Raw genomic sequence first — 24,633 nt, forward strand, 5'->3', positions numbered from 1 at the left:
GACTTGATATATCCAAATTTATAAACCAATCAGCAGTTAATTAACAAAATTATTAACTATATAGTTTTGGTTTATAGGTGCAAAAGAGCGCTTAGGTATAAGGGTATCTGTTGGCTGGCGTAGGGCAGATAAGAGAAAGGGCTAGCGCTTGGCTAACCCTTTTATGTTTATAAGCGAACGGCAATGCTTATAAATACTGACTGTTGTTGGTGTATCTATTATTTCATTACGAGCGGCGTTATATCAGCGCTGTTAGCCCTGTGATTGCTCTGCGGATGCCATGTACATTTGCATCTCTTCTAAGCTTGTTTTTGCGATAACTTGGTTATCAATAGAGTAGTGAACTTCATCGCCAAAGCGCTCGCCCGTTAATGTCGCGTGAGAACCGTCGTTGTAAGTCAGCTCAATTGCGATTTGGTCTTCGTTGATCACTCTCATTTCACTGTGGTCAATCACATGCTTTGCCAGCGGGTCGATAGGCGCTTCAGTTAGGCTGTCATCCAGTTGGTCATTAACATCAATGTAGGTATCTACTTTGGTGTCAAAGATGTGAGGCTTCTTGTTGATTGGGTTCTTACCCGTCCAAAATTCCAGTGAGTTAAATACGATGTAATCGGCGGCAACGGTAATACCGTAAGCAGGGGCAAGTAACATGTTTAGGCCACCACGAGCGTAACGGTTATCAACGGCTTTCACGTTAAATTCCATTAGTTTTCCGGTTACGGCATTGCTGCCCACACAACCAAATAAGGTCACAAGGCTCATTGAGATTATTATCGGTTTTGCAAATCGGTTAATCATTATCTATTTCTACACGTGTCTGTTTAGGAACGGATAATTATGTCAAAGTCATCTGCGTTCTAATATAACGTCACGCCTATACTTGATATCAGAAAATCCTATATCTCTATATAAACCAACATCTTGCTTATTCGCTTGGTTTGTTTCTCTTGCTATTTCGTTCGATCCTATCGTACTAGTTCGTGTTATTTACACTTGGTGTTTTTACAATGAACTGTCATGACCATAACTGAATGATGGAAATTGAACAGGATAATAGAGGACAAGTTAAACGATATTAATTCTCCGTTTATTCATATAAATGACTGCCTAAAGGGCTCGAATGAAACGATTTAATCTGAACCTCATCTATTACTTTATTGCGATATATGAAGAAGGAAACTTAACGTACGCAGCAGAGCGGCTCAACATCTCACAACCCAGCCTCAGTGCTCACTTGAAGCAGCTTCGAGACGAGTATCGTGATCTGCTCTTCGTTAGAAAATCGTACACGCTTGAACCGACACCTGTTGCTAACGACTTGTACCCAATCTTCAAGCAAGCACACAAACTGGTATCTCATTCGTTACCTGAAACGCACGACTTTAAACCCAAAGAGTGCAGTTACACATTTAGAATTGCCGCGATGAGTATTTCAAGCAGTGTGACGCTGCCGCAAGTTCTGGATAGGATTCAGAAAGAAGCGCCAGACTGCGTGATAGAAATCGTGAACATCAAAGAAGACATGGCGACCGACATACGAGAGAAAAAGATCGACCTTGTTGTCGACTTAACCAGCGCCCATCCAACCTTATTAAGCCAAGAGGTATGGAGCGACGAGTTGTGTATTGTGTGTAGCCAAAACCACTCGAACATTGACCAGCAAGTCAGCTTAGAGCAATACCTTTCAGAAAAGCATGTAACGCTCACACATGATAACTACCGAGTTAACCAGCTCTCCGAGTTTCACAGCCCAATTTTTTCAGAGCGAAAAGTAGCAAGAAAGCTGAATTCGATCGCTGATTTCTCAGAGACCATCTACAACAGTGATTGGATTGCAACCTTCCCCAAAAGTGTGGCGAAAGCGTATTTCGATGAAGAAAAAATAAAGATGTTTGAACTGCCATTCGAATACAACAAGCCATCATTGAGTGTGTATTGGCACAGCAACCGCAATGACGACATCGTAAACCGATGGCTAAGAGAGTTGTTTACCAGTGAGATCTTAAAACTGTCTGCGTGATCAATGTGGCTTTGTAATAGGTCGTCTAAGTCTCTAGAACAATCCAGCCTTTTAATAAGCAATCAAGCCTACTCATGTGAGTAGGCTTTGTTATTGGTTGCTACCTTAAGCGCTAAGTTTTAACTCAATCTAAACGCAACGTTAGGCCAGAATAGTTCGAGTATCCGCGCAGTAATACATGATAAGTCACGCCCGGTTGCGCGCTCACACTGCACTGCTCATTGTTGCCAGCGCGATAAGGGCGACAGTCGTAACTCGATGTGGTTGGCTTGCTTCCCGATTTCACGTAAAGGTCGGCATCACCTGAGCCTCCAGATATTGAAACCGTCACGCTTGATGCAGAATCCACAGTGAAGGTGTAGAAGCTCTCTGATGATTGGTTTCCGCTTAGGTTCGCAATCGGTGTGCCTTTCGTTAATACATTGCCAGTTGGCGGTGTGATACCACAGCTCGCATTCACGCCTACGGTGTTAAAGGCATTTTCAACATCGGCAACCATATAACCCATGTCTGCTGCAGCTTTCGCAACGCCACACGCACCGGCATCAAAGGTACTGTTTGCCGTCCAATACAGTTGGTTTGCGACTGTGAATATTTCAAAGCCCTTACGTACATTCCAACCCGATTTGTTCGCTAAAAGGTAAAAGGCGCGGTTATAAACACCGCTAGACAAGTGAACGTTCAAACCATCGTAGTATTCAGAGGCATGATCAATCGAGCGGCCATCTTTTGATGGTTGATCAAAGTAGCGCAAGCCACCTTCCGATTTGAAAATGTCGCTACCCACAATCCAATCCACATTTCCACGCAAGTAATATTCAGCCGCTTCACCTGCAATATCGGAGAAGGCTTCGTTTATGCCGCCCGACATGTTTCGGTATACAAGCCCCGAGTTCTGCTCTGTGAACCCGTGACTGACTTCGTGAGCACTCACGTTAATATCGACCAATGGATAGAAGGTGCTGCCACCATCGCCAAAGGTCATTGATGAACCATTCCAAAATGCATTCTCGTAATTTGAGCTGTAGTGAACACGCATCGTCAGCTGAAAGGTTAATGGTGAAGTGTTCATCCACTCTTTGTACATATCAAACACGACATTACCGAAGTAGTGCGCATCGTTAAGAGGCGAGTAAGCACCGTTAATGTACTTATGATCGGTGTAGTTGGTTCCGTCGGCACAGTTGTAGCTGTAGGCGGCACTGCCGGACGTTCCGTGATTCAAGTTGACCGTTTTAACCGAATCATTTTCTAACTTACACGTCGTGCCTGATTTGTCGATGGGAAAGCTAGGGAAGTCACTGCCATATTCATATCGAGTGGTTTTGAGGTTACCACCGGGGCCAGTACCAGACGATTTAGCGTGGTTTAATCCATTCCATTTTTGGATTACCTCGCCAGTCATGGCATCAATAAAGTAAAAAGGGCGCTCTGGATAAGAAGAAGCGATAAAGAAGTCGACCAGATACACCATTTGCGCGGTTTGGTTCTCGTCCAGTTTCACCATGAGTTTTGCATTTTTGTTTTCAATCGACTTTTTGCCGACAGTAAACGTGCGGTGAGAGGAAATAGCGGCTTCAATCGCTTGTTCCTGATTTAGCTTTGGCGCGATGCTGGATAGGTCACCACTGATCCCTTGTGCCATTGAACCGAATACCTGAGTGGGTTGGTTCTTGGAAAGGGTGGCGACAACGGAGGTATCAAAGACGGGTAAACCTAGGTGAGTTTGTTGGTAGCGGACTTTCGTTTTCCCATTGGGTAATACCACCCGTTTTACTTCAGAAAAACCTAATTCTAGTGGGGCAACACTCTTCGACTGCGCGACGAGGCTTTGTTGTAGCAGTGTATCGTTATCGACTCTGACCATTTCTGCAGCGTGTGCATTGAAGCCAAAAGATGTACCTAGAATAGCTGCTACTTTCCAGCTTAGTTGACGTTGTTGGTTCATTTTTCGTTCCTGATTTTAATATAAACTCCTTCTTCCCAACGGCTTTATAGGAAGTCTATATGCAACACACTAATGCCATGTGTTGCGAATCAAGATTGGAAGAGCATTTCGGCTTATGACAAGTTTTTATTAGAGATTAAATTTTAGAGTATGTAATTCAAAGTTTACAAAAATTCTTATTGATCAAATTGTTTTTATAAAATCCCATTTTATTATTTATCGTAAACGTATGAAGGGTCGGGAGTTATTAAAATCCGTTTTGTTTGAATCTAGAGAATACTTTTCTCTAAGTTAACTTCGATATTTCTCCGTTTTTATCTTAATTATAAATGAGTAAATAAGTAGTTTTTGGAAGTGGCAATATTGTCTTTATTATCAATAGTAAACTTGTTTTAACAATGTTACTAAGTACAGATCTCATCTTTTCTACATTTAGTCCTGTTAGATAGAAAAATTCTATATTTTTTCGTTCAATCACAAACTAAGAACGATAAGTCATTGTTATGAATAAAGTAAGTCGTTTAAGATAGGCAACATAAGAAGCTAGATAGAAAAATTCTGCATTTAAATACAGAGTTTTTGTCTAATAGCTGTTATCTCTATATGGAAATTAAGTATGGTGTTTAAAAAAGTAGAAGTGAATCATTGGCGACAGTTTGAAAGCATTGACATCGAACTTGATGAGAGTGTAACAATTTTAACTGGTTCGAATGGTGCTGGAAAAACAACAATACTAGGAGTTATTAGTAAAAGCTTTGGTTGGAATACTCGTTTATTGTCAACACCAGAGAGAGATAAGTCATCAGGAATACTTAAATATTTAACAGGAAAGTGGAGCTCTTTTTTTTCAGATAAAATATATGAAGATTCATGGGTGAATATTGGGAAGGTGCAATACTCTAATCTAAATGTTTCACAAGTTAGAATACCCAAAGAAGCTGGCTCTAGTTATGATCTTAACTATTCAGAATTAACACCTATAGATGGTATGCACATACCTTCTCACCGCCCTGTTTTTAGCTATAAAGAGGTGCAGTCAATTCCAACTAAACCTAAAAATAAAGAAGACTATTTTAACGAATATAATGCCAATGTAGTTGATAAGTTCACTAATACTGATGAATATTTAAAAAATATAAGTCCTAATTTTCTACTCAAGGAATCTTTAATTGGGTTGGCCACATTTGGTTATGGAAATGCTCATGTCGTCGAAAATAAGGAATATGCAGCGTTATTTGAAGGTTTTCAAACGATTTTAAAAGTGATGCTTCCTGTTAGCTTAGGGTTTAAGCACTTAGAAATTAGGATACCTGAAGTAGTGCTTATAACTGACTCTGGAAACTTCTCTATTGATGCTGCTTCTGGTGGTGTAGCTTCGATTATAGGCATTGCGTGGCAAATTTATATGTTCTCTCATGATAAAGATCGTTATGTCATCACTATTGATGAACCTGAGAACCATTTGCACCCTTCGATGCAACGAGAATTAATACCAAATTTAACTGAAGCTTTTCCAAATGCTCAATTCATTATTGCCACTCATAGCCCTTTTATAATTGGTTCTTCTAAAAAGTCGAAAGTATACGCATTAACTTACAATGAAAATAAGCGTGTATTTTCAAGAAAGCTCGACATGGTCGATAAAAGTGGTAACGCGACCAAAGTTTTAAGAGAAGTCCTTGGAGTTCCTGTAACTGTACCTGTATGGGTAGAAGATGACCTAAGATCTATCGTTCAAAAATATTCAGATCAAGGTATCGATGAAACTTTATTTGAAAGGATGAGGCAAGAGCTTGAAGAGCAAGGACTTCAAGAGTTTATGCCAAAAGCAGTATCTCTTGTTGTGGAGAACATCAATGATAAAGCTTAATAAAGGCGCTGAGCCACAGATATTATTAGATAACTCTATCAATTGGAGAAATGAGTTACTTGGTTATATTAAGCGAAATGAGAAGGTACCTTCGGCCGTATCAAATCGCTATAATAACTCTCAAGTTAAAGCGTCACTGAAAGAAGAAGTTAAATCGAAATGCATGTACTGTGAAAGCAAAGTTAGCCATGTTTCTTATGAGCATATTGAACATGTGAAGCCTAAAGCTAAAGATATGTATCCTGAACTTACTTTTGATTGGAATAACTTAGGTCTAGCTTGCCCTGTATGTAATATGAATAAGAGTGATGAATATGATCCTAATTTGCCAGTATTGAATCCATATATAGATCAACCTAATAATTTTCTTTTCGCCACAGGTCCATACGTTTTTGGTAAGCCAGGACAAGCTAGAGGAAAATTGACGGAGAAGTTACTGGAACTCAACAGAGTTGATTTAATCGAGCAGAGGCTTGAACGAATGGAAGCAATTCGTTTACTTATGGATAGTTACGAAAATGAGAAAAACCCCACACTAAAAAAAATAATATACAAAGAAATTATTAGAGAGTTAGAAGAAAATAGAGAGTATTCTTTTGTCATTAATTCAATGGTTAATATTGTAGGTGTGGTTACTACACAATAGAGATAACAAAGCGGAAAGGCATTTAAACACAACTAAAACGATGGGTTATGTTCCTATTTGCTTCACAGTATAACCCACAACTTTAGTCAGCTTAACGCGGCTACATGGTGACAACTAACCTTTATCTTCTAACTAAATATCATAGTTGAGTCTTGAAAATCTCATTGCTCATTCCAATATAATTGGTTAGTAAACTAATTTTTATCGTTAGGGCTAGTTACATGACAGGATTAAAGCTGAGGTTTATCAAACCTTGCAGGGAAACAGATAGTTCACCTGGCTTGACAGTCAGTAGAGTAATCGAGAATAAAAATAGAAATACGGAAACTACATTATTTTTAGATTTAAATATACTTATCCGTATGGAAGATGTAATTCTTAAAGGAGGAGACCCTGTTGAGCTAGGGTTAATGAAGCTGGTTAATTTTTTGAATCAGTGTCCGCCCGAAAGTGTCAGCTTAGTTCCTGGTCTTGCGTTAACTGAAGTTCATCCAAAATTTAGAAAGCAATGCCATGAGCTATTTGAAGTGTTTCTTTCAATTTTCTGTCCTCAAATGATTGATCACCCAACTGCAACTCGAAACTCAGAAGTTGAGGTAGAGCCAACCCGAAAGCTAGAGTTTCATGAGTTGCCAATTGGCGAACAGTATTTACACTCAATTTCATTTTACTCACTAATTCAAATTCATATTATTAACAGTAGACACAGTAATTGTTCTAGTCTTGAAAAATTTAATCTGTATATGGATGTTGTATGCAAAGATGTTGATATGTTGAGCGCTGTAGAAGCGGAAATAGCTAAGTACTGTTTTTGTACACACAAAGATACTTATAGCGAAAACCTCAATGAAAAAATTCAAGCTATAAAGGAAAATTTTTTAGACCGACACAGTAAACCTAAAAAGCACCTTGCTAACATATTTAATGGTGTGCAAGACCTGAAGTACGGAAAGTCAGCATTAAAGTTCTCTGAAGAAATGTTCTATGGAAAGAATCAAGAAACTTGGGTTGTTACATTGGATTCAAAACTGTATTGGCTAAGTGAATCAATACATCACTATCCGCAACAAGGGGAACCAGATGGTAAATTTTTCTGCATTGTTCGTGACCGTGACCAAGACAACTGTGAGTACTGGAGAGCTGTTGACGATGCGTTATACAAAAGATTAGAAGAAAGAACGCAGCAAGGGAAGTCTAGTATCCCATTAACGGACCTGCATATGAATGACTTGCTTCATACGCTGACTAGTAAAGGCTTTAATGACTTTTACGACGAGTTTGGAACTTGAATAACAACTGCACACTAAATACATAACAAACGACTATGGCGTCAATGATTAGTTTTTGGCTGTGTTTTCATCCCACATGGCGCCATATCTGAGCATATAGTTAGGGCTTACAACCACCTTCGTACACATGCGGTTATTACGACTTCTTTAGGTTTTGTAGCTGCTAAAAGTTGAGCATAAGTCGCTATGAATATGGGGTTACAGTGAATGGCTGCTATCATCGCCATGTATAAAACGGTTCGTGCTTACTTTCTACCTCCTTGGATTACGCGCTTACCTTTGTAACGTCCACTTTCGTGTGTGATTGTAGAGACGACAATATTTCCTATTTTTGGGACGCTCTGCAATATTGTATTTTTGATCATGCTGATTGAGTTGGCATTATGTGGCAGGTATGGAATTCGAATATAAAAAAGTAAAACCAAATCATAGAGATTTTCAGTCATTAATCGCTGAGCTGAATTTGTCACTGCGCCAGATTACTAATGACACAGGTGAAAGCTCATTTGCGTCTGACGCTTTTGACCCATCAAAAGATGGATGCATCGTGGTGTATCTGAATGATACTGCTGTGGCATGTGGGGTGTTTAGATATCACGAAAGTGAAGTTTGTGAACTTAAGCGAATGTACTCTAACAAAGCTGGTGCTGGCTCATATTTATTGAAACAGCTCGAATGTTTTGCGATTGAAAAAGGGTATCGAAAAGCTATTTTATCGACACGTAGAGTTAACTCAAAAGCGGTGAACTTTTATTGTCGCCACGCTTACTCAGAATCCAGTGCGTATGGCAAATATGTCGGTGTAGACTGTTCGATATGCCTCTCAAAGATGTTAGCCATATAACAACCAAATCTATACGGTCTTAGTTTCACGGAAGAAACATGACAAGCGACCAATTACTGGAAAAGGCACTTTATAGCAGTGCCAGCATCCATTACTTCATCCTTTAAAAGGTTGTTCAGCGCTTTTATCAGAAGTGGTCCTCAATTTATGGGCATGGCTTTAATTTATGGACGGGACTTTAAGTGACTGAACTGTTCTGACGGTACCTAGAATAACCGGAATTGAGTATGACTAGAAACGTAGAAACCACTCTCCTGAATTTAATTGCAACAATAAATGACATACAAACGTAGAGGTAGCGCACAGAATCGAAAAAGGGGATATCGTGATCACGCAATCATTGATCTAGCCGAGAGTGAGATAGTGACAAGAGTTCGATAATTCGTTGTCGGATCCAAATTAGAACTTTAAATCTAATTTCTAAGTAGTTGTTATCTCAGGAAGAGTTTTTGTGCTATGCGCCCCTATATTAAATACATTATCCCTATTTTAATTCCTTTCATTATCCTTGTAATGCCGCTATCAGCGTTTCCATTTGAAGGCCTTACGATTATTCAACAACGCGTTATCGCGATCTTTTTATTAGCGGCATTGTGCTGGGTGTTCGAGCCCATCCCTATTTACGCGACGTCTGTTGTTATTATCGTTCTGCAATTATTGATGTTGTCGGATAAAGGGCTGATCTTTTTAAGGTTTGAGCATGGGGAGGAGCATTTTGGTGAGTTGTTAAAATACAGCGATATTATGGCGACATTCGCTAGCCCAATCATCATGCTGTTTTTAGGTGGTTTCTTCTTAGCGATGGCGGCCACTAAATATCGATTAGACGTAAACTTAGCTCGTGTGTTGTTGAAGCCATTTGGACAAGACCCAAAGTTTGTGATGCTTGGCTTAATGTTGATCACTGGTATCTTTTCGATGTTTATGTCTAACACGGCAACAACGGCAATGATGCTATCTATTTTAACGCCGGTACTGGCTGTGTTTGGTCCGAAAGACCCCGGTCGTGTAGCGTTTGCGCTTTGTATCCCTGTTGCCGCTAACATCGGTGGCATTGGTACCCCGATCGGAACCCCTCCGAACGCTATCGCACTTAAATATTTAGTTGGCGATAACCTAATTACGTTCGGCGAATGGATGGCATTTGGTGTGCCGTTTGTCGTTATTATGATGGCGTTAGCGTGGTTTTTAATCGGCTTTATGTACAAAGCTGACCAAAAGAAAATCGAACTGAGTATTAAAGGTAAATTCCTTAAAACACCCAAAGCCATTGCGGTGTACGTCACTTTTACGCTGACCATCATTCTTTGGTTAATGGGTTCAAGCCATGGCATGAACTCTTATACCGTCGCTCTGATTCCTGTGGCTGTGTTCTCTCTTACTGGGATCATCAATAAAGAAGACCTGAAGAAAATTTCTTGGGACGTATTGTGGCTTGTATCAGGTGGTATTGCGCTTGGTTTAGCGCTCGATAAAACTGGCTTAGCAAAGCTGGTGGTACACAGTATTCCGTTTGATGCTTACTCACCCTATGTGGTGCTGTTCGGAGCGGCGTTCTTGTGCTTGGTAATGGCAAACTTTATGTCTCATACCGCAACGGCTAACTTGTTAATGCCAATTATGGCGGCATTAGGTTCATCTATGGCTTCACTCACGCCACTAGGCGGTGAGTTAACGTTAATTCTGGTTGTGACTTTTGCCGCTTCATTAGGTATGTCGCTGCCAATCAGTACGCCACCGAATGCGTTGGCTCATGCCACTGGTCATGTGCAAAGTAATCAAATGGCCAGAATCGGTATTATTTTGGGTGTGGTTGGTGTGCTATTGAGCTTTGTTATGGTGTGGCTGCTACATTCAATTGGTCACATAGGATAACGATACGTGTATCAACAAAAGTTAGAAGCACTGATCGATCGCTATTTTAACCACACAGAACGTCGGGTGACGTGCTGTGCCGGTAACACCATTATTGAACAATCAGCGTTAAACACTCGTTTATATTATGTGTTGAGTGGGGAACTGGAAGGGTTTTATTCCGATGCTAATACACCGCAAGTGCGAGTATTTAGCGCGGGTAGTGGGGCTTTTATAGGCGTTCATAGCTTCTTTTCAGGTAATTGGACAGCATCTTCAACGGTTGTTGCCAAAACCGATGTTGAATTAGCGTGGATCGATAAAGACACGCCTGCAGAAGATGAAGGTAAATTTGGTCCTCTTACCGCACAGTTCACACCTGTGATTGTCAATGAGTTGTCGCGTCGTCAACGCCGAGCAACACAGGAGGCGATTGCGAAACAAAAAGCGCTAGAGAAGTTACATACTGCTGAGCAAATGACGACCTTGGGGCAATTGGCTGCGGGGATTGCCCATGAGCTTAACAACGCTATTGGTGTAGTAAATAGTAAATCTGGCCGACTTGAAACGGTCATCATGGATCTGCTTGAAGAAGTGCATCCAGAAGCCAGTCAATTTTTCGATTTTGGGTTAATGCATGGCCAGAAAACGTCGTCGTTAGAAGCACGAGCACGTGGGCGACAATTTGAAAGAAAATATGGTTTAGACAAAAACATTGCTCGCTCTCTTGCAAAGGCGATTCCAATTGACGCTTTATCTGCAACAGACGTTATTTCAAAGCATTGGCTGAAAAACCCAGAAGAAGCGATTCGTTTTTGGCAGATGGGCTGTGATTTACATGATTTACGTTTGGCATCTAGACACACCGTCGGCATCGTAAAATCGGTTAAACAACTTGGCAGAGTTGATATTGACACCGAAGAAGCGGTTGATATTAACGACTCCATTAACCATGCCTTATCGTTGTTACAAAGTGAGTTACGTAGAGTGTCTGTGCGATTGAGCCCTGCGGATTTACCGTCTTTTAAAGGCTCGAAAACAGAGCTTGTTCAGATTTGGGTCAACATTGTAAAGAATGCTTGTGATGCAATGTCGAATTCAGACGATGCCACAATAGAGATTCAAACCAGATTAAGTAAGAAAAGAATATTAGTTACGATCGCGAATAACGGCCCTGAGATAGACGAGGCGACTCGTAGAAAGGTATTTCAGCCCAACTTCACCACTAAAAAAGGTGGTTTATCGTTTGGATTAGGCTTGGGTTTATCAGTAGTTAAGCGGATTGTGGCAGGTTATGGCGGAAGTATCATTGTGAAAAGTGATGCTTCTAAAACGGTATTTAGAATCAAGTTACCAATAGAGGGTGAACATGGAGAAGCTTAATTTAATCTGTGTCGATGACCAGAGAGAAGTACTGAGCGCAGTGATACAAGATTTAGAGCCGCTGGCGAGTTGGCTGAATATTGAAGATTGTGAATCAGCGCAAGAAGTGCTTGATCTCATTGATGAACTTGACGCAGAAGGCGAACACATTACCGTCATCGTGTCTGATCATGTGATGCCAGGGAAAACGGGTGTGGAGTTACTCACTGAAGTGTTCCATGACGGTCGCTTTCCGAATACAAAGAAAATTCTTCTTACGGGGCAGGCCACTCATACTGATACCATCAATGCGATTAATGCAGCAGGCATCGACCGTTACTTTGAAAAGCCTTGGCAAGCAAGCACATTAGTTGATTGCATTCGTACTCTTGTCACTGAGTACATATTTGATCAAGGGCTTGATTACACGGACTATCAGAATGAGCTCGACCAGCAGGTTGTGTTGAGACGCTTACGCTAGTCTTTTATGTTAGCGACTTACGCTAGTCGCTTATGTCAGTCGCTTGAAATTGTATGCACCGAAGGACGCTTTCTGAAGGATTTTTCTTTGAAAGATGTAACCTTTCGGTGCCTATATCACCTATCTTTTTTAGTCGTTCAGGTTTTAGTACTCAGCTATTAACACACGGGTTGCTGGCTTAAGTCTATAACTCATACGCTACGCCAACGGATGCCTTGTGTTTTCTTCACGAACGATTCCCTGAACACGCAGCAGAGCTAAAATGTGTCGCAGAGTCCCAGTGTCGTTTGTTAGAAAAGTAAGTCGAATGTATTCAAAAGTGATTCCTAATGTGTGGTATGTGGAGTTCGAAGTCAGATCGGTACTTACAACGTAAAGGACTAGGCTTTCCAGGGCTTACTGCGTAATAATGCATTCGGCCACAAGTGGTGGTTTATAGTCAGTAGGATTTTAAAATGAGTGAGATTGCTCGCTTTATCTCTGGTGAAGTGCCAGACAAATTTGGTCGTAATATTGAACAATTGTTAGCTTATAATCATTTTTGGTTGGAGCATGACCATAAGTATATCCAAGTGTTTTTCCCAATCGATGAAGGGACTAAGTTTAATCGACATGCGCCGTTGGTTACTCAAGAGGATAGGGCGATTTTTGCTAATTCAGAAGCGCTTCGCACTGCCCATCTACAAGTGCTTGACCTGATGCTTGAATTTTGGGGAATGCAGCGAGACGGAAGTGAGATATCTTCATTGTTGCCACTTAGCCCTGCGAACCATGTATGGTTGAAGAATCACGACCATAACCAGCTTCGACTAACACGAGCCATTCGCAGTTTATACTTGCTAGGCAATGAAGAGGTTGCGACCAACTTATGTGACTTCTTGGTCGCAGCAGCGAATGAAAATGGTTCTGTCTCTGATAAAACGGTGCAATATTGGCGTAATGCGTTAAATGGTTAGAAGCCCGCAATAGCCAGTGGGTTAACACACTGTATGAAAGGGAAGGAGACTCAGGATGAGTGCAGATTTTAAAGGTTCGTGTTTGTGTGGCAGTGTTCGTTTTTCTGTTGAAGGGTTCAGCGAAAAAGCCGCAAACTGCCACTGTTCAATGTGCCGAAAATTTCATGGCGCCGCTTTCGGGACGTTAGTTGGCGTACAAGGCTTAAGCTGGCTTTCTGGCAAAGATCGACTCAAAGAGTTTGTCGCATCAAACGGCACAACACGAACATTCTGCTCTAACTGTGGCTCAAGCCTTGGCTTCAGAGTTCAAGGTGAACCTCTTGAAAATATCGAGTTGGCGATATCAACGTTCGATGTCGATATTCCTGTTAAAATTGATGCTCAGATCTACACCAACTACAAAGCGAACTGGTGTGAATTACAGAGCGAGTTAAGCGTTTTTGCAGAAGGGCGCTTAACCTAAGGTGCGGAATCCGTTAGTCAATTGAACAAAGATCCAGATGCAATCTGTGTTATACATCAAAGTTGATATTATTTTGGCTAACTCATTACTTTTCATTATGTTAGGGTTCTTCTAATTTTTATAAGAAGGCGACTAGATTATGAAAAAGGGATTTGTCATCGCTGTATCAATTGGCTTTGTTGTCTTCTTCCTCGTTGGCCGTGAACTTCAATGGTTCGGGTCCAGTAATTCTGAGTCGTTCCCTAAACTTCCTAATAGCCCTCAATTTGTGCCTTCTACTGATTTCGACGGTGAGTGGCTAGGTCGTCGTATTAACACCACTGGCAATAATATGTGTGAGCGAACAACCATCACCGGAACCATTCGTGAGGGTAAAGCCACGCTTAGGCTTACCTACAACGGAACACCGTTAGAAGGTTGGGTTACTGAAAGCGGCGACTTACGTTTATATGCCAAACATCGCCAGTGGGACTATCGCTTTTCAGCAACTGGCAGCAGCGAGCGATTTGATGGTCGTTGGCATTTAACCAACGGCCCATGCCAAGGAACGTGGTTTATAGAAAAGCTGGGTGACAATCTTGGCGTTGACGAATAAAGGACAATTTTCATGACATCCAACATTTGGCACTTTCGATACGCATTTGCAGAAGTAGGGAACTCTGCCTTTTTCCGTTCTCAATTGAAGTTGGTCTGCGCTGATGAATAATGAAGTAATGAAAAAGCTGGGTTGGTTCATGGTACGGTTAGTCATTGCGTACTTATCTATCGGAGTTTTACTGGGCGTTGTCATACTTTACAACACCTACGCTCCGCGCTTTTTCTCAATGGACTGGGACATTATGGTGTGGTTTGCCGTCTTGGTGATCATACTAAGTTATGTCCTATTTCGGATAAAGAGGACAACTAATATCGGCAAACTTATGTTTGCAAGTATTTTGGGAACCGTTGTTTTGTTTATGTATGCCGAAGAAAGTTATTGGATAGCCAATATTAACGTGCGCTCTTGGAGTCTGTTTCTTAGTGTATTGTATGTGTCCATGCTTTTATATTTCTTGTTTCCTCACCGATGGTTAAAGCCGTTTCTGTTTTTATCGCCTGTTGCTGCAGGCTCATGGGTTTTATTCTGGATAGGTTATACGCCGATTAACGTGACCTTGAGCGTCCTGGAGGTGCAAGGGACAATTCCAGACGAAAAATATCACAAGGCAATCGCTATGCTCCCCGACATTTATAGTACTTGTCTGATATCGGCTTTGCTTTGGACTTCACAGGTACTAGGTGTTTACGCCTTGGCGTATTGGGGAAACAACCCACGAGTGAGTTACCAAAACGCGGTGCGATCGTTAAAATCAATGGTTAGCCCTTCAAGTTAGCCACTCTTAATTTTGCTATGTGGGTTTCAGTCTACGTTGGTTTATCTTTGTTTATGGCAATAGCAAAGACACCCTGACTAAAATGGGTAAAGTTAAGAATCCTTAATGGGTTGTATGAATTAGCCGGACAAGATGTTTATGGCTAATTCTAGTTATTAATGAAGTTGTACATGGAGGTGCAATGAACATCGGAATCTATATTTATAATCAAGCAGAAGTTCTCGACTTCTCTGGCCCGTTTGAAGTTTTCAGTACAGCAAAGCGCTTAGGTGCTGAAGATCTAAATGTATTCTTAATCTCCGAAACTGCAGAACCGGTTATAGCTCGCGGCGGTTTTAAGGTATTGCCCGACTACTCGTTAAATAACCACCCCAAAATAGATTTGTTGATGGTCGTTGGTGGTGTGCATACTGACGAAATGAACAAGCCAAATGTGCTCGACTGGATATCTTCTGTTTCAGAATCGGCCTCACAAGTCGTGTCTGTTTGTACTGGTGTATTTCTTTTAGCTAAAGCAGGGTTACTTGAGGGGTTAAAAGTAACCACTCATTGGGAAGACATCTCCGACTTAGCGCAGCAATTCCCAAGTTTAAAAGTGATCAGTGATAAACGATGGGTGGCATCAGGTAAATTCACTACATCTGGCGGTATCTCGGCAGGTATAGACATGAGCTTACATTTGGTATCAGTACATAACGGCCTAAAGTTTGCCAAGAAAGTTGCGTGTCAAATGGAGTACAGTTGGCTGGAATGTACATAGCTCACCCTCGAAAGATGAATCTAAGTGTGTTGTGTACTTTATGTGTTGGTTTGGGTGTTTAAGCACAATTAAAAAGGACATTACATGGATATTAGAATAGGAACATTGTCTGACGTTGAAGGAGTTACTGATATCTTCAACTTTTATATTGAACATACCAATGCGCGCTTTGAAGAAGAGAAGTTTACGTTGGAAAATCGACAGCAATGGTTCTCCCAATTCTCGAGCAATAGTAAATATCAACTTTATGTCGCTACCGAAAACGACTCGCTACTTGGTTTCGCATGCTCTCAACAATACAGAGCTACATCGGCATTTGAAGATACAGCTGAAGTCACCATTTATTTAACTGAAGATGCAAAAGGTAAAGGGATAGGCTCTAAATTGTATTCTCAGCTCTTCGTATCAATCATTGATTTCGGTGTTCATCGAGTTCTTTCCGGTGTGGCATTACCTAATGAGGCATCTATCGCTCTGCATAAGCATTTTGGCTTTCGAGAGGTTGGTGTGTTCAATGAATATGCAAAGAAAAATGGCCAATACATCAGTTCAATGTGGTTGGAAAAGGCTTTAGACGCAGATATGTCTCTTAAATCTTCTTAACGTTTTTGATTCAATACTTATGGCATTTTTGGATGCAGTATTAGGGAGCAACTTAAAGCTAAGGAAAACAATATGGAAGTAAAGCTGGTCAAAGGTTCAGATCCTCAATTCGCTGAGCTAATCACCAAAACGAATATGGTGAGTTACTATCAGGCTCGCGGCATCGCTTGGGGTCATAGTCAGTTTTTACGAAGTTGGGATGAGTTGGATAACTATGAAATCTATGTCGGTGGTAACCGTGTTGGTGTTATCCGATTCAGCTATACCAGTGACACCACGTTTCTCAGAGACTTTCAGATATTAGCTGAACATCAAGGCAGAGGCTTTGGTGCTAAGTGTTTAGATTTAGTGATCGAACATGCGAACAACCAAGCATCGACTCAGTTAGTGCTACGTGTGTTCAGTGAGAATCCCGCTATTAAGCTTTATCAATCAAAAGGCTTCACCAAACTTTCCGAGGTTAAAGGCTTGGTTGAAATGGAGCTACGTTTAGATTCACAACAAGGAAGGCACCATGGTTAGCCGCATCCAATTAAATTTTGTTAAATACTTATTTTCAGAGCTGCTGTTTATTGCTATTGCATTAGTCCTTGTCTATTGGATATCAGGCGGTGAACGTTCATCGTTGCTAACCATAGGGCTGATAGTTTGTGTTCCTCCACTAATAAAAATTCTAATGTTGTGGTGGAAGCTTCGCGATAGCTCATTTGAAATCACGAACGGTCACGTACGTTTAAATGGCGTTGCTTGTGACGTGACTTTACAGCGTAGCTTTCTTCCGTTTGAAATTGGCTCATTCATCAAGCTTTCATACACAAAAGGTGCTATGCAGAAACACAATATTTACCTTTCTAAAGGCTCTATGAGCCAAGAAGAATGGCAGCGTGTGTTAGCGTGTCGAACATAGTTCCACAGCTTTAGCTTGTGTTGTGCGCCAGTTTGTATTTTAGGTTCTGGTGGTGTGCTAGTATCCATTTTTTTGCACCGAGCTAGTATATGACTAACGACCATTTCCAGGGTAAATACGAAGTAGAGCTTAAGTATCGCCTCGATTCTAAATCAGAATTCTTGAGGACATTGAGTATTATTCCCCATGAAGTGATGCTCCAAGATAACCTTGAGTGCGATTGGTATTTCGATAGCCCAGATAGAAGCTTACAAGCTCAAAACAAGAGTTTATGTATTCGCACAATGGAACCGTCGGGCATTAAGCTATGGATTGTAAAAGGCCCAGAGTCTGACCGATGCGAAGCGACAAACATCACCGATGCGTCGAATGCCAAGAGTATGCTTGAGAACTTGGGTTACGAAGTGATTCTAAAAGCGCAGAAGACGCGCAGCATCTACTTCGTGGGCGAATTTCATATTACGGTCGACTCACTAAATGGTATCGGTGATTTTGCAGAGTTCGCTATCATGACGGATGATGAGTCTAAGTTATCGGTTTATAAAGATGAGTTGGAGTTATTAGCCAGTCGATTTGGGCTGACTCAATCAGCACTGCAAACCCAATCTTACAAACAGATGTTCGAGGAAATGAACGCATAGCACAGAGCTCAAGCGTCAGGGAGAGTTATGGACACCATTATCAAACAAGCCATCGAGTTGCGTAAAGAAGCCAAGTATCAAGAGTCACGAGACTTGCTGGCGACACTGCTCGATGATGAAAATTATGCTGCGAAAGCGCACTTGCAGATAGCTTGGTCTTACGACAATCAAGGCAAAGAACAACCGGCCATCGAGCATTATTTGCTGTCTCTTTTGGGCGAACTTACTTTTACAGAACGCTTTGATGCGCTTTTCGGTTTGGCGAGTACTTATCGAAGCCTAGGCCTTTATGCAGAGGCTTTAAGCTATTTCGAACAGACGATGGCAGAGTATCCAGAATCCCTTGAAGTTCAGCCTTTCTATGCGATGTGTCTGTATAATTTAGGTCGCCATAAAGAGGCAACGTCTCTGTTGCTTGAGTTGTTGGTTTCTACAACCAATAGTGATGCGATCAAAGAGTACCAAAGAGCGATCTCCTTATACGCTCAAGATTTAGATAAAACGTGGTAAACAGCCGACTATAAAGCTCATCTGCTTGCTTAAAAACGATGAGCTTAGCTTAGCTTAGCTTTACTTTCTTAGGACGAAACTTTCTGCCGTCCATAATATTCAAAGACATCAGTGTTAGGTTGGTCGCGCCAGCTATCAGCTCTAAAACCTGAACACCATAAAACACAGAGTCGAACTCTCCTAAACTTGCCCACTGATTCAAAAAGTACGCGGCTGGAATCAAAATAACGATCCCGTTGAACGCGATAATTGGCATGCGTTTACTTTTACGCTCAACTATTTTCCCTTTGCGTTGTTTTGCCATAGCTGCACCGGTTGCACCAGTGATAGCAATGGCTGGGACAAGAATAAACAAGCCCGGAAAAACGATCATCGACTTGACTAGCTTCACTGATTCCAAAGTGCCAAACAGTTCTACAAGCAATGTGCTCGTAAAGAATGTCGCGACACACAGTGTGGCTGTGAATGCCGCTGTTTTGTGGATTATTGGTTTCATATCATTCTCGCTATTAATTTGGTAACATGTTGTCAATTTGGTTTAAGTCTAATTTAATGACAGCATGTTGTCAAAGTGAGTGTTATGGATACGAATGGAGAAGTTTTCACAAAGATCGCACTAGAGATCTTTAAGGTCAGTGGTCTATTGAATGCTGAGGGTGACAAGTTAACTGAAGAGTTAGGGCTAAGCAGTGCCAGATGGAAGGTGATGGGGGCGATCGAAAAGTCTGATGACCTGGTCACCGTTTCTCAAATTGCTCGTATTATGGGACAAAGCAGACAAGCGACACAGCGTGTTACCGACATCATGGTGAAAGATGGCCTGCTAACTTGGTTTGATAACCCGAATCACAAAAAAGCAAAGTTGGTTAACATGACTGAAAAGGGTAAGGAAGCGTATGCGCTATTAGATAAAAAACAGGAAGTATGGGCAGAAAGTGGCGCCGAAGGCATTGCAAGAGATGAGCTGGATAAGGCACTAATCACTTTGAAGAAGATGGCTACCTTCTTAGACAAATAGAGAATGGCAGTTGAGAAGAGTACGGAAGCCTAAGCATCATTCGATACTTAGGCTTCAAGATTTAGCTTTTCTATTTAGATTAGCCGTTACGCTGAAAGCTCTTTACGAACGATCTCTGCACCAGCGCTGAGTGCATTCAGCTTAGCTGAGGCAATGTCGCGAGGTAGGGGAGCCATGCCGCAGTTAGTGCAAGGATAGAGCTTGTCTGCATCAACATACTTAAGTGTTTCTCTTAGCGTGCTAGCCACTTCTTCCGGTGTTTCAATAGAGTCTGTAGCAACATCAATAGCGCCAACCATCACTTTCTTACCGCGAACAAGCTCAAGCAGTTCAAGTGGTACATGAGAGTTGTGACACTCTAATGAGATGATATCGATATTTGATTGCTGCAGCTTAGGGAAGACTTCTTCATATTGGCGCCATTCCGTGCCTAATGTCTTTTTCCAATCTGTGTTTGCTTTGATGCCGTAGCCATAGCAAATGTGTACTGCGGTTTCGCATTTAAGCCCTTCAATGGCTCTTTCTAAACAAGCGATACCCCAATCATTCACTTCATCAAAGAACACGTTAAAAGCAGGTTCATCGAACTGAATAATATCAACGCCTGCAGCTTCTAGTTCCTTCGCTTCTTCGTTGAGGATCTTTGCAAATTCCCACGCCAGTTTTTCACGGCTTTGGTAATGGGCATCGTAAAGTGTATCAATCATGGTCATAGGCCCTGGCAAAGCCCATTTGATTGGTTGGTCGGTTTGCTGACGTAAGAATTTCGCATCTTCAACAAACACCGATTTCTGACGAGAAACTGGGCCAACAACTGTCGGTACACTTGCATCGTAGCGGTCGCGGATTTTAACGGTTTCACGCTTCTCGAAATCGACACCATTCAGGTGTTCAATGAAAGTGGTCACAAAGTGTTGGCGGGTTTGTTCGCCATCACTCACGATATCGATGCCTGCTTGTTGTTGTTCATGCAGAGACACTCGTAGTGCGTCCTGCTTGCCATCCGTTAACTCGTCGCCTTCCAGTTTCCAAGGAGACCAAAGTGTTTCTGGTTGTGCTAGCCAAGACGGTTTCGGCAAACTGCCTGCTGTTGACGTCGGTAATAGTGTTTTCATAATAATTCTGCCTGTCCTTAGATTCCCAAAGTGGATCGTACGTTTCCTAATGCGCGTAACGTAGAGCGATTACAGCGCGTAGTTGGCAGACCAGTTTTCTAGTACCGATTGATATGGCTTAATGAAGTTTTCTTCTGCGAACTTACCTTGTTCAACAGCTAGCTTGCTTCGTTCTTCTCGGTCATACACGATTTGAGTCAGTGAGTGATCCAAGTTTTTCAAGTTTGGTTGGTAGCAGTTACCCGCAACAGCGTTCGCGTTGTAGATCTCAGGGCGGTAGATCTTCTGGAAAGTACCCATAGTGCTAATGGTGCTGATAAGCTCTAGGTTAGAGTAATCATTCAGCAGATCACCAAAGAAATAGAAAGCCAGAGGAGCAACACTATTTGGCGGCATGAAATAACGAACCTGTAAGCCCATCTTCTTGAAATATTGTTCAGTTAAAGAAGACTCGTTAGGCTGGTATTCAAAGCCTAATACTGGGTGTTGATTTTCAGTACGGTAATAAGTTTTATTATCTGAAACACTCAAACAAATAACAGGTGGTTTCCTAAAGTTCTCTTTGTACGCTTGAGAATTAACGAAATATTTAAACAGCTTGCCATGTAAATCACCAAAATCGGCTGGAATACTGAATTTATCTTGGCCTTTATTATGATCTAAAAGTAATACGCTGAAATCATAATCACGAACATAAGAAGAGAAGTTATTCCCGATAATACCTTCAATGCGCTCGTTCGTTTTGTGGTCCAGAATGTTGGTTTTCAGCACTTCAATTGAAGGGAAGGCTTCGCCGTTGCTTTCAATGTCCATATCAACAGAAATGATTTCAAGCTCTACAGAGTAGCGGTCGCCCTTTGGGTTGTCCCAATGTGCTAAGGCATTGAAACTGTTGTTAATCATCTGTAGTGCGTTACGTAAGTTCGCTTGACGGCTGTCGCCGCGAGCCAAGTTAGCAAAGTTAGTTGTGATACGCGTGCTGTCTGCAGGCTGGTAGTTTTCGTCGAGGCTAATGCTCTTAATCGTAAAGTTAAATTCTTTATTCATGTTGATCTGGTATCCCAATTCGTTGTCTGATTCTCTCGGTCTTTAATATTTAAATGCTTTATTTTTGCGTGTGACCGGATTAAGAATCGAGGCTGTCTTCACTAAAAGTGTCGTATAAATTTATTTGCTTAAGGTTTTTATACGTTGATGGGAGTGGGATTAATAATGGTATTACTTCACATTCATCATGAAGAATCTTCATGATCTATATGTTTGAATATTCAAGTCGGTGTCAGTTATATTAATTAGCTTAATGGAAATATAACCACATTAATATTGTGTTATTTAAGATAATTAATTGAATAAGAGATGGATGAAATGAGTGAATTGCTGTTGTTGATTTTCTACTGTGCGTTACTAGGCAGTGGTGTTGGTTTTCTTGCCGGGCTTTTGGGCATTGGTGGAGGGCTGATTATAGTTCCAGTGTTAAGCAGCATTTTACTTTATTTAGACGTTCTACCATCCGACCAAGTTGTTGTCGCTGCGATTGCGACCTCGTTGGCTTCAATTCTATTTACTTCAACCTCATCTGCGCTCGCTCACCACAAGAACGGTAACGTGCCTTGGGATTTAGCACCTTGGATCATGTTGGGCGTTGCCCTTGGTGCTTTGGTCAGTGGTTTTATGGCGGCGTTATTACCGGAAAAGGTTGTTCGTATCGTGTTTGCTGTGAGCGTGGTTCTTATCGCGATTAAGATGTTCTTAAGCAGTAAAAGCGACGCGCCTAAAGATAGAAAGCTACCGAATAAAGGTGTATTAACGGTTCTGACGACCATTACTGGCGGCTTGTCTGCAATGATCGGGATTGGTGGCGGTGCGTTGCTCGTTCCTTTGCTCACGTTCTTTTCGGTCGATATGAAAAAGGCGATCGGCTGTGCGTCTGCGTGTGGCATTATTATCGCGTTATTTGGCTCTATCGGTTACATCACCTCGGGCAGTAGCCACTTTGCTCTAACTGATGGCTTTGCAGGTTTTGTTTATTTACCAGCACTTCTAGGTATTGTGTGCACGTCTTGGTTCACCGCACCTTTAGGTGCAAAAGCAACAAACCATTTACCCGTTCCAACCATCAAGAAGATCTTCTCAGTACTGTTGGTTGTTATCGCGGCAAGCATGGTAGCTCGTTAATTTCAGAGAGTTCATGACCTATCCGGCTGATGACTTAAGTTAGATATTTATGTGTGAAACACCACGTAAATGTCTAATTGCGATCTGAGCCCTTCAATAGTGTAATTCAGCCCTTTAAGTGCATCACTGTTCATAATAGACTTATTGCGTTTTATAAATATCTCGAATATGCTCAAGCGCTTACCCTAAGGAATCTATGATGGCACGGGAAATCTCATTTAAAACTAATGGGCCACAATGGAACGTTGTTCTATCAATGACGGTAACCTATACCATCGTATCTCTGATGATCAGTTTCTTTTATCAAACTGAATTTCAGCTTTTTCCTTTCATTACCTCAATTACCCTCATGACTTTGGTTTACATGTTTGCCTCAAGGCTCACGAAAAGCCATTTGTCTTTAGACGATGGAAACGTGTATTTGCATGGTATTAAGGCGAACCTAGTGGTTAAAAAGTCTTTGTTTGGTCATTCTTTTATTGAAGTGAAATCCTTAACCGAAAAAGGTTACCACAAGGTGAATATACGCAAAGGGCAGGTTGAGCTATCCGATTGGGAGCTATTGCTGAGTAAGACGACACAATCACGTTGATCAGATACGAGTAATGAGAACCTAATAGGAGCAGTCATCAGGCTGCTCTTTTTTGTTTGTCAGTCTACATTTATACGATTATGTCTATGAGTATGTTGACAAAATCTTGTTGTTTAACTGGATTCACTGCTATAGCTAAATGTACTTGTTCAGTTCAAGGGAATGCTAAAAGTGGGTGATTTATGGATCCGTTAACGCAGGGCGTGCTAGGCGCTTCTTTGTCACAATCGGCGAGTAAAAAACAACATTTAGTGGTCGCTGGGGTTCTAGGTTTGCTCTCTGGAATGGCGCCAGATTTAGATGCGTTTATTCGATCGGAGAGTGATCCTTTACTCGCATTGGAGTTCCATCGACAGTTTACCCATTCACTCCTATTTATTCCTATTGGCAGCTTGATTTGCGCTCTGGTTTTGTATCCTTTGATTGCGAAAAGGAGGGGTCTCTCGTTTAAACAGAGTTGGCTGTATTGCGCGTTAGGTTATGGCACACATGCTTTACTCGATTCTTGTACTACGTATGGCACTCAACTGTTCTGGCCGCTCACAAACGAACGTTACGCTTGGAATACCATTTCGATTATCGACCCTGTTTATACACTTCCCATCTTGATATTACTTGTGTTTGCAGCATGGAAACGAGCCCCTTGGTTAGCTCGTATTGCGTTTCTGTGGGCTTTGATTTATCCAACGTTGGGCATGATTCAAAGGGATAGGGCAGAAGCGATAGGATGGCAATTAGTACAAGAACGCCAGCATGCACCTATTCGGTTGGAGGCCAAGCCGAGCTTTGCAAATATCTTGGTGTGGAAAGTGGTGTACGAAACAGAATCTCGATACTACGTAGATGCTGTTCGAGTCGGCACCTTCGTTAAAATTTACCCTGGTGATTCGATCGCTAAACTGAATGTGAGTCAGGATTTCCCGTGGCTTGACCCTAGTTCACAGCAAGCAAAAGACATTGAGCGTTTTCGCTGGTTCTCAAATGGTTATGTGGCACAAGATCCAATGGATGATCTGCGTGTTATCGATGTTCGATACTCTATTGTTCCAAACCAACTGAATGCGCTTTGGAGCATCAAGTTGTCTCAATCTGCCGATGCAGACGCACATATAAAATACGAAACCCACAGGGATAACACACCTGAGTCCAGACAGATCTTCTTAGATATGTTGAAAGGTGATTAATGGTTAGAGGTCTTGAGAG

General features: G+C 41.6%; 27 protein-coding genes and 1 pseudogene. 22 read left to right on the top strand and 6 right to left on the bottom strand.

Features of this window, described 5'->3' with window-relative positions; translation table 11 throughout:
- Window positions 1–252: 252 nt before the first annotated feature.
- On the bottom strand, window positions 253–801 hold the full coding sequence (locus tag L1D37_RS21285; protein WP_026084404.1) for a DUF3332 family protein: 549 nt from the start codon (window positions 799–801) through the stop codon (window positions 253–255).
- Between the two features lie 322 nt (window positions 802–1,123).
- On the opposite strand from L1D37_RS21285, the gene L1D37_RS21290 reads away from it, so the two are divergent.
- Complete coding sequence (locus L1D37_RS21290) at window positions 1,124–2,023, top strand: LysR family transcriptional regulator (protein ID WP_239849086.1); 900 nt, start codon at window positions 1,124–1,126, stop codon at window positions 2,021–2,023.
- 124 nt (window positions 2,024–2,147) lie between these two features.
- Here L1D37_RS21290 and L1D37_RS21295 read toward each other — a convergent pair whose 3' ends face one another.
- Window positions 2,148–3,971 (bottom strand): M4 family metallopeptidase, encoded by a 1,824-nt coding sequence (locus L1D37_RS21295; protein WP_239849087.1) that lies wholly within the window; start codon window positions 3,969–3,971, stop codon window positions 2,148–2,150.
- Window positions 3,972–4,587: 616 nt separating this feature from the next.
- On the opposite strand from L1D37_RS21295, the gene L1D37_RS21300 reads away from it, so the two are divergent.
- The 3 genes from L1D37_RS21300 to L1D37_RS21310 all read left to right on the top strand — a co-directional run bounded on the left by L1D37_RS21300 (window position 4,588) and on the right by L1D37_RS21310 (window position 7,776).
- Window positions 4,588–5,841, top strand: coding sequence for an AAA family ATPase (locus tag L1D37_RS21300; RefSeq protein WP_239849088.1), 1,254 nt, complete (start codon window positions 4,588–4,590; stop codon window positions 5,839–5,841).
- A complete protein-coding gene (locus L1D37_RS21305) occupies window positions 5,828–6,487 on the top strand; it encodes an HNH endonuclease (RefSeq protein WP_239849089.1) in 660 nt (219 codons plus the stop codon). Before L1D37_RS21300 ends, L1D37_RS21305 begins: the two co-directional genes overlap by 14 nt.
- Before the next feature lie 221 nt (window positions 6,488–6,708).
- Entirely contained in the window at window positions 6,709–7,776 is a 1,068-nt protein-coding gene (locus L1D37_RS21310) for a hypothetical protein (protein WP_239849090.1), read from the top strand.
- Between the two features lie 48 nt (window positions 7,777–7,824).
- On the opposite strand, the pseudogene L1D37_RS21315 reads toward L1D37_RS21310, so the two are convergent.
- Window positions 7,825–8,135 (bottom strand): annotated as a pseudogene (locus tag L1D37_RS21315) (transposase); the annotation flags it as partial.
- A gap of 35 nt (window positions 8,136–8,170) precedes the next feature.
- Here L1D37_RS21315 and L1D37_RS21320 point away from each other — a divergent pair.
- The 14 genes from L1D37_RS21320 to L1D37_RS21385 all read left to right on the top strand — a co-directional run bounded on the left by L1D37_RS21320 (window position 8,171) and on the right by L1D37_RS21385 (window position 18,530).
- Window positions 8,171–8,620 (top strand): GNAT family N-acetyltransferase, encoded by a 450-nt coding sequence (locus tag L1D37_RS21320; protein ID WP_239849091.1) that lies wholly within the window; start codon window positions 8,171–8,173, stop codon window positions 8,618–8,620.
- A gap of 456 nt (window positions 8,621–9,076) precedes the next feature.
- Window positions 9,077–10,495, top strand: a complete 1,419-nt coding sequence (locus tag L1D37_RS21325; RefSeq protein WP_239849092.1) for an SLC13 family permease — start codon at window positions 9,077–9,079, stop codon at window positions 10,493–10,495.
- Window positions 10,496–10,501: 6 nt separating this feature from the next.
- Window positions 10,502–11,857 carry an ATP-binding protein gene (locus L1D37_RS21330; RefSeq protein ID WP_239849093.1) on the top strand — a complete coding sequence of 452 codons (1,356 nt, stop codon included), beginning with the start codon at window positions 10,502–10,504 and terminating at the stop codon, window positions 11,855–11,857.
- A complete protein-coding gene (locus L1D37_RS21335; RefSeq protein ID WP_239849094.1) occupies window positions 11,844–12,317 on the top strand; it encodes a response regulator in 474 nt (157 codons plus the stop codon). The genes L1D37_RS21330 and L1D37_RS21335 overlap by 14 nt, the downstream gene beginning before the upstream one ends.
- A gap of 455 nt (window positions 12,318–12,772) precedes the next feature.
- Window positions 12,773–13,273, top strand: coding sequence for an opioid growth factor receptor-related protein (locus tag L1D37_RS21340; protein ID WP_239849095.1), 501 nt, complete (start codon window positions 12,773–12,775; stop codon window positions 13,271–13,273).
- A 55-nt stretch (window positions 13,274–13,328) separates the two neighbouring features.
- Window positions 13,329–13,736 carry a GFA family protein gene (locus L1D37_RS21345; protein ID WP_239849096.1) on the top strand — a complete coding sequence of 136 codons (408 nt, stop codon included), beginning with the start codon at window positions 13,329–13,331 and terminating at the stop codon, window positions 13,734–13,736.
- A gap of 139 nt (window positions 13,737–13,875) precedes the next feature.
- A complete protein-coding gene (locus L1D37_RS21350; RefSeq protein ID WP_239849097.1) occupies window positions 13,876–14,331 on the top strand; it encodes a hypothetical protein in 456 nt (151 codons plus the stop codon).
- Between the two features lie 103 nt (window positions 14,332–14,434).
- The gene (locus L1D37_RS21355; RefSeq protein ID WP_239849098.1) at window positions 14,435–15,109 is read left to right on the top strand and encodes a hypothetical protein; all 675 of its coding nucleotides are present in this window, start codon (window positions 14,435–14,437) and stop codon (window positions 15,107–15,109) included.
- A 181-nt stretch (window positions 15,110–15,290) separates the two neighbouring features.
- The gene (locus L1D37_RS21360) at window positions 15,291–15,869 is read left to right on the top strand and encodes a DJ-1/PfpI family protein (RefSeq protein WP_239849099.1); all 579 of its coding nucleotides are present in this window, start codon (window positions 15,291–15,293) and stop codon (window positions 15,867–15,869) included.
- Window positions 15,870–15,953: 84 nt separating this feature from the next.
- Window positions 15,954–16,472, top strand: coding sequence for a GNAT family N-acetyltransferase (locus tag L1D37_RS21365; RefSeq protein ID WP_239849100.1), 519 nt, complete (start codon window positions 15,954–15,956; stop codon window positions 16,470–16,472).
- A 72-nt stretch (window positions 16,473–16,544) separates the two neighbouring features.
- Window positions 16,545–16,994 carry a GNAT family N-acetyltransferase gene (locus tag L1D37_RS21370; protein WP_239849101.1) on the top strand — a complete coding sequence of 150 codons (450 nt, stop codon included), beginning with the start codon at window positions 16,545–16,547 and terminating at the stop codon, window positions 16,992–16,994.
- A complete protein-coding gene (locus L1D37_RS21375) occupies window positions 16,987–17,379 on the top strand; it encodes a hypothetical protein (RefSeq protein WP_239849102.1) in 393 nt (130 codons plus the stop codon). The genes L1D37_RS21370 and L1D37_RS21375 overlap by 8 nt, the downstream gene beginning before the upstream one ends.
- 89 nt (window positions 17,380–17,468) lie before the next feature.
- Window positions 17,469–18,020, top strand: a complete 552-nt coding sequence (gene cyaB / locus L1D37_RS21380; RefSeq protein WP_239849103.1) for a class IV adenylate cyclase — start codon at window positions 17,469–17,471, stop codon at window positions 18,018–18,020.
- A gap of 27 nt (window positions 18,021–18,047) precedes the next feature.
- Window positions 18,048–18,530 (top strand): tetratricopeptide repeat protein, encoded by a 483-nt coding sequence (locus L1D37_RS21385; RefSeq protein WP_239849104.1) that lies wholly within the window; start codon window positions 18,048–18,050, stop codon window positions 18,528–18,530.
- Window positions 18,531–18,579: 49 nt separating this feature from the next.
- Here the strand turns inward: L1D37_RS21385 and L1D37_RS21390 are convergent, their stop codons facing one another.
- On the bottom strand, window positions 18,580–19,026 hold the full coding sequence (locus tag L1D37_RS21390; RefSeq protein WP_239849105.1) for a hypothetical protein: 447 nt from the start codon (window positions 19,024–19,026) through the stop codon (window positions 18,580–18,582).
- A gap of 84 nt (window positions 19,027–19,110) precedes the next feature.
- Here L1D37_RS21390 and L1D37_RS21395 point away from each other — a divergent pair, with 84 nt between their 5' ends.
- Window positions 19,111–19,548 (top strand): MarR family transcriptional regulator, encoded by a 438-nt coding sequence (locus tag L1D37_RS21395; RefSeq protein ID WP_239849106.1) that lies wholly within the window; start codon window positions 19,111–19,113, stop codon window positions 19,546–19,548.
- A gap of 86 nt (window positions 19,549–19,634) precedes the next feature.
- Here the strand turns inward: L1D37_RS21395 and L1D37_RS21400 are convergent, their stop codons facing one another.
- On the bottom strand, window positions 19,635–20,663 hold the full coding sequence (locus L1D37_RS21400; RefSeq protein WP_108021161.1) for a methionine synthase: 1,029 nt from the start codon (window positions 20,661–20,663) through the stop codon (window positions 19,635–19,637).
- A gap of 69 nt (window positions 20,664–20,732) precedes the next feature.
- Complete coding sequence (locus L1D37_RS21405) at window positions 20,733–21,710, bottom strand: DUF1852 domain-containing protein (protein WP_239849107.1); 978 nt, start codon at window positions 21,708–21,710, stop codon at window positions 20,733–20,735.
- A 318-nt stretch (window positions 21,711–22,028) separates the two neighbouring features.
- On the opposite strand from L1D37_RS21405, the gene L1D37_RS21410 reads away from it, so the two are divergent.
- The 3 genes from L1D37_RS21410 (at window position 22,029) to L1D37_RS21420 (ending at window position 24,614) form a co-directional block, all read left to right on the top strand.
- Complete coding sequence (locus L1D37_RS21410) at window positions 22,029–22,838, top strand: sulfite exporter TauE/SafE family protein (protein ID WP_239849108.1); 810 nt, start codon at window positions 22,029–22,031, stop codon at window positions 22,836–22,838.
- A 199-nt stretch (window positions 22,839–23,037) separates the two neighbouring features.
- Window positions 23,038–23,430, top strand: a complete 393-nt coding sequence (locus tag L1D37_RS21415; protein ID WP_239849109.1) for a hypothetical protein — start codon at window positions 23,038–23,040, stop codon at window positions 23,428–23,430.
- A 182-nt stretch (window positions 23,431–23,612) separates the two neighbouring features.
- Window positions 23,613–24,614 carry a metal-dependent hydrolase gene (locus L1D37_RS21420; RefSeq protein WP_239849110.1) on the top strand — a complete coding sequence of 334 codons (1,002 nt, stop codon included), beginning with the start codon at window positions 23,613–23,615 and terminating at the stop codon, window positions 24,612–24,614.
- Window positions 24,615–24,633: the final 19 nt, after the last annotated feature.

The organism is Vibrio sp. Isolate33 (genome assembly GCF_022397895.1).
Lineage (GTDB): Bacteria > Pseudomonadota > Gammaproteobacteria > Enterobacterales > Vibrionaceae > Vibrio > Vibrio pomeroyi.

Excerpts from the sequence above, each read along its gene's own strand:
- L1D37_RS21335 (WP_239849094.1), top strand. The coding sequence starts at position 11,844 with ATGGAGAAGCTTAATTTAATCTGTGTCGATGACCAGAGAGAAGTACTG.
- L1D37_RS21310 (WP_239849090.1), top strand. The coding sequence starts at position 6,709 with ATGACAGGATTAAAGCTGAGGTTTATCAAACCTTGCAGGGAAACAGAT.
- L1D37_RS21405 (WP_239849107.1), bottom strand. The coding sequence starts at position 21,710 with ATGAATAAAGAATTTAACTTTACGATTAAGAGCATTAGCCTCGACGAA.
- L1D37_RS21400 (WP_108021161.1), bottom strand. The coding sequence starts at position 20,663 with ATGAAAACACTATTACCGACGTCAACAGCAGGCAGTTTGCCGAAACCG.
- L1D37_RS21300 (WP_239849088.1), top strand. The coding sequence starts at position 4,588 with ATGGTGTTTAAAAAAGTAGAAGTGAATCATTGGCGACAGTTTGAAAGC.
- L1D37_RS21370 (WP_239849101.1), top strand. The coding sequence starts at position 16,545 with ATGGAAGTAAAGCTGGTCAAAGGTTCAGATCCTCAATTCGCTGAGCTA.
- L1D37_RS21355 (WP_239849098.1), top strand. The coding sequence starts at position 14,435 with ATGAATAATGAAGTAATGAAAAAGCTGGGTTGGTTCATGGTACGGTTA.
- L1D37_RS21295 (WP_239849087.1), bottom strand. The coding sequence starts at position 3,971 with ATGAACCAACAACGTCAACTAAGCTGGAAAGTAGCAGCTATTCTAGGT.
- L1D37_RS21390 (WP_239849105.1), bottom strand. The coding sequence starts at position 19,026 with ATGAAACCAATAATCCACAAAACAGCGGCATTCACAGCCACACTGTGT.
- L1D37_RS21415 (WP_239849109.1), top strand. The coding sequence starts at position 23,038 with ATGGCACGGGAAATCTCATTTAAAACTAATGGGCCACAATGGAACGTT.
- L1D37_RS21395 (WP_239849106.1), top strand. The coding sequence starts at position 19,111 with ATGGATACGAATGGAGAAGTTTTCACAAAGATCGCACTAGAGATCTTT.
- L1D37_RS21410 (WP_239849108.1), top strand. The coding sequence starts at position 22,029 with ATGAGTGAATTGCTGTTGTTGATTTTCTACTGTGCGTTACTAGGCAGT.
- L1D37_RS21420 (WP_239849110.1), top strand. The coding sequence starts at position 23,613 with ATGGATCCGTTAACGCAGGGCGTGCTAGGCGCTTCTTTGTCACAATCG.
- L1D37_RS21350 (WP_239849097.1), top strand. The coding sequence starts at position 13,876 with ATGAAAAAGGGATTTGTCATCGCTGTATCAATTGGCTTTGTTGTCTTC.
- L1D37_RS21290 (WP_239849086.1), top strand. The coding sequence starts at position 1,124 with ATGAAACGATTTAATCTGAACCTCATCTATTACTTTATTGCGATATAT.
- L1D37_RS21360 (WP_239849099.1), top strand. The coding sequence starts at position 15,291 with ATGAACATCGGAATCTATATTTATAATCAAGCAGAAGTTCTCGACTTC.
- L1D37_RS21340 (WP_239849095.1), top strand. The coding sequence starts at position 12,773 with ATGAGTGAGATTGCTCGCTTTATCTCTGGTGAAGTGCCAGACAAATTT.
- L1D37_RS21365 (WP_239849100.1), top strand. The coding sequence starts at position 15,954 with ATGGATATTAGAATAGGAACATTGTCTGACGTTGAAGGAGTTACTGAT.
- L1D37_RS21345 (WP_239849096.1), top strand. The coding sequence starts at position 13,329 with ATGAGTGCAGATTTTAAAGGTTCGTGTTTGTGTGGCAGTGTTCGTTTT.
- L1D37_RS21385 (WP_239849104.1), top strand. The coding sequence starts at position 18,048 with ATGGACACCATTATCAAACAAGCCATCGAGTTGCGTAAAGAAGCCAAG.
- L1D37_RS21320 (WP_239849091.1), top strand. The coding sequence starts at position 8,171 with ATGGAATTCGAATATAAAAAAGTAAAACCAAATCATAGAGATTTTCAG.
- cyaB (WP_239849103.1), top strand. The coding sequence starts at position 17,469 with ATGACTAACGACCATTTCCAGGGTAAATACGAAGTAGAGCTTAAGTAT.
- L1D37_RS21305 (WP_239849089.1), top strand. The coding sequence starts at position 5,828 with ATGATAAAGCTTAATAAAGGCGCTGAGCCACAGATATTATTAGATAAC.
- L1D37_RS21325 (WP_239849092.1), top strand. The coding sequence starts at position 9,077 with ATGCGCCCCTATATTAAATACATTATCCCTATTTTAATTCCTTTCATT.
- L1D37_RS21285 (WP_026084404.1), bottom strand. The coding sequence starts at position 801 with ATGATTAACCGATTTGCAAAACCGATAATAATCTCAATGAGCCTTGTG.
- L1D37_RS21375 (WP_239849102.1), top strand. The coding sequence starts at position 16,987 with ATGGTTAGCCGCATCCAATTAAATTTTGTTAAATACTTATTTTCAGAG.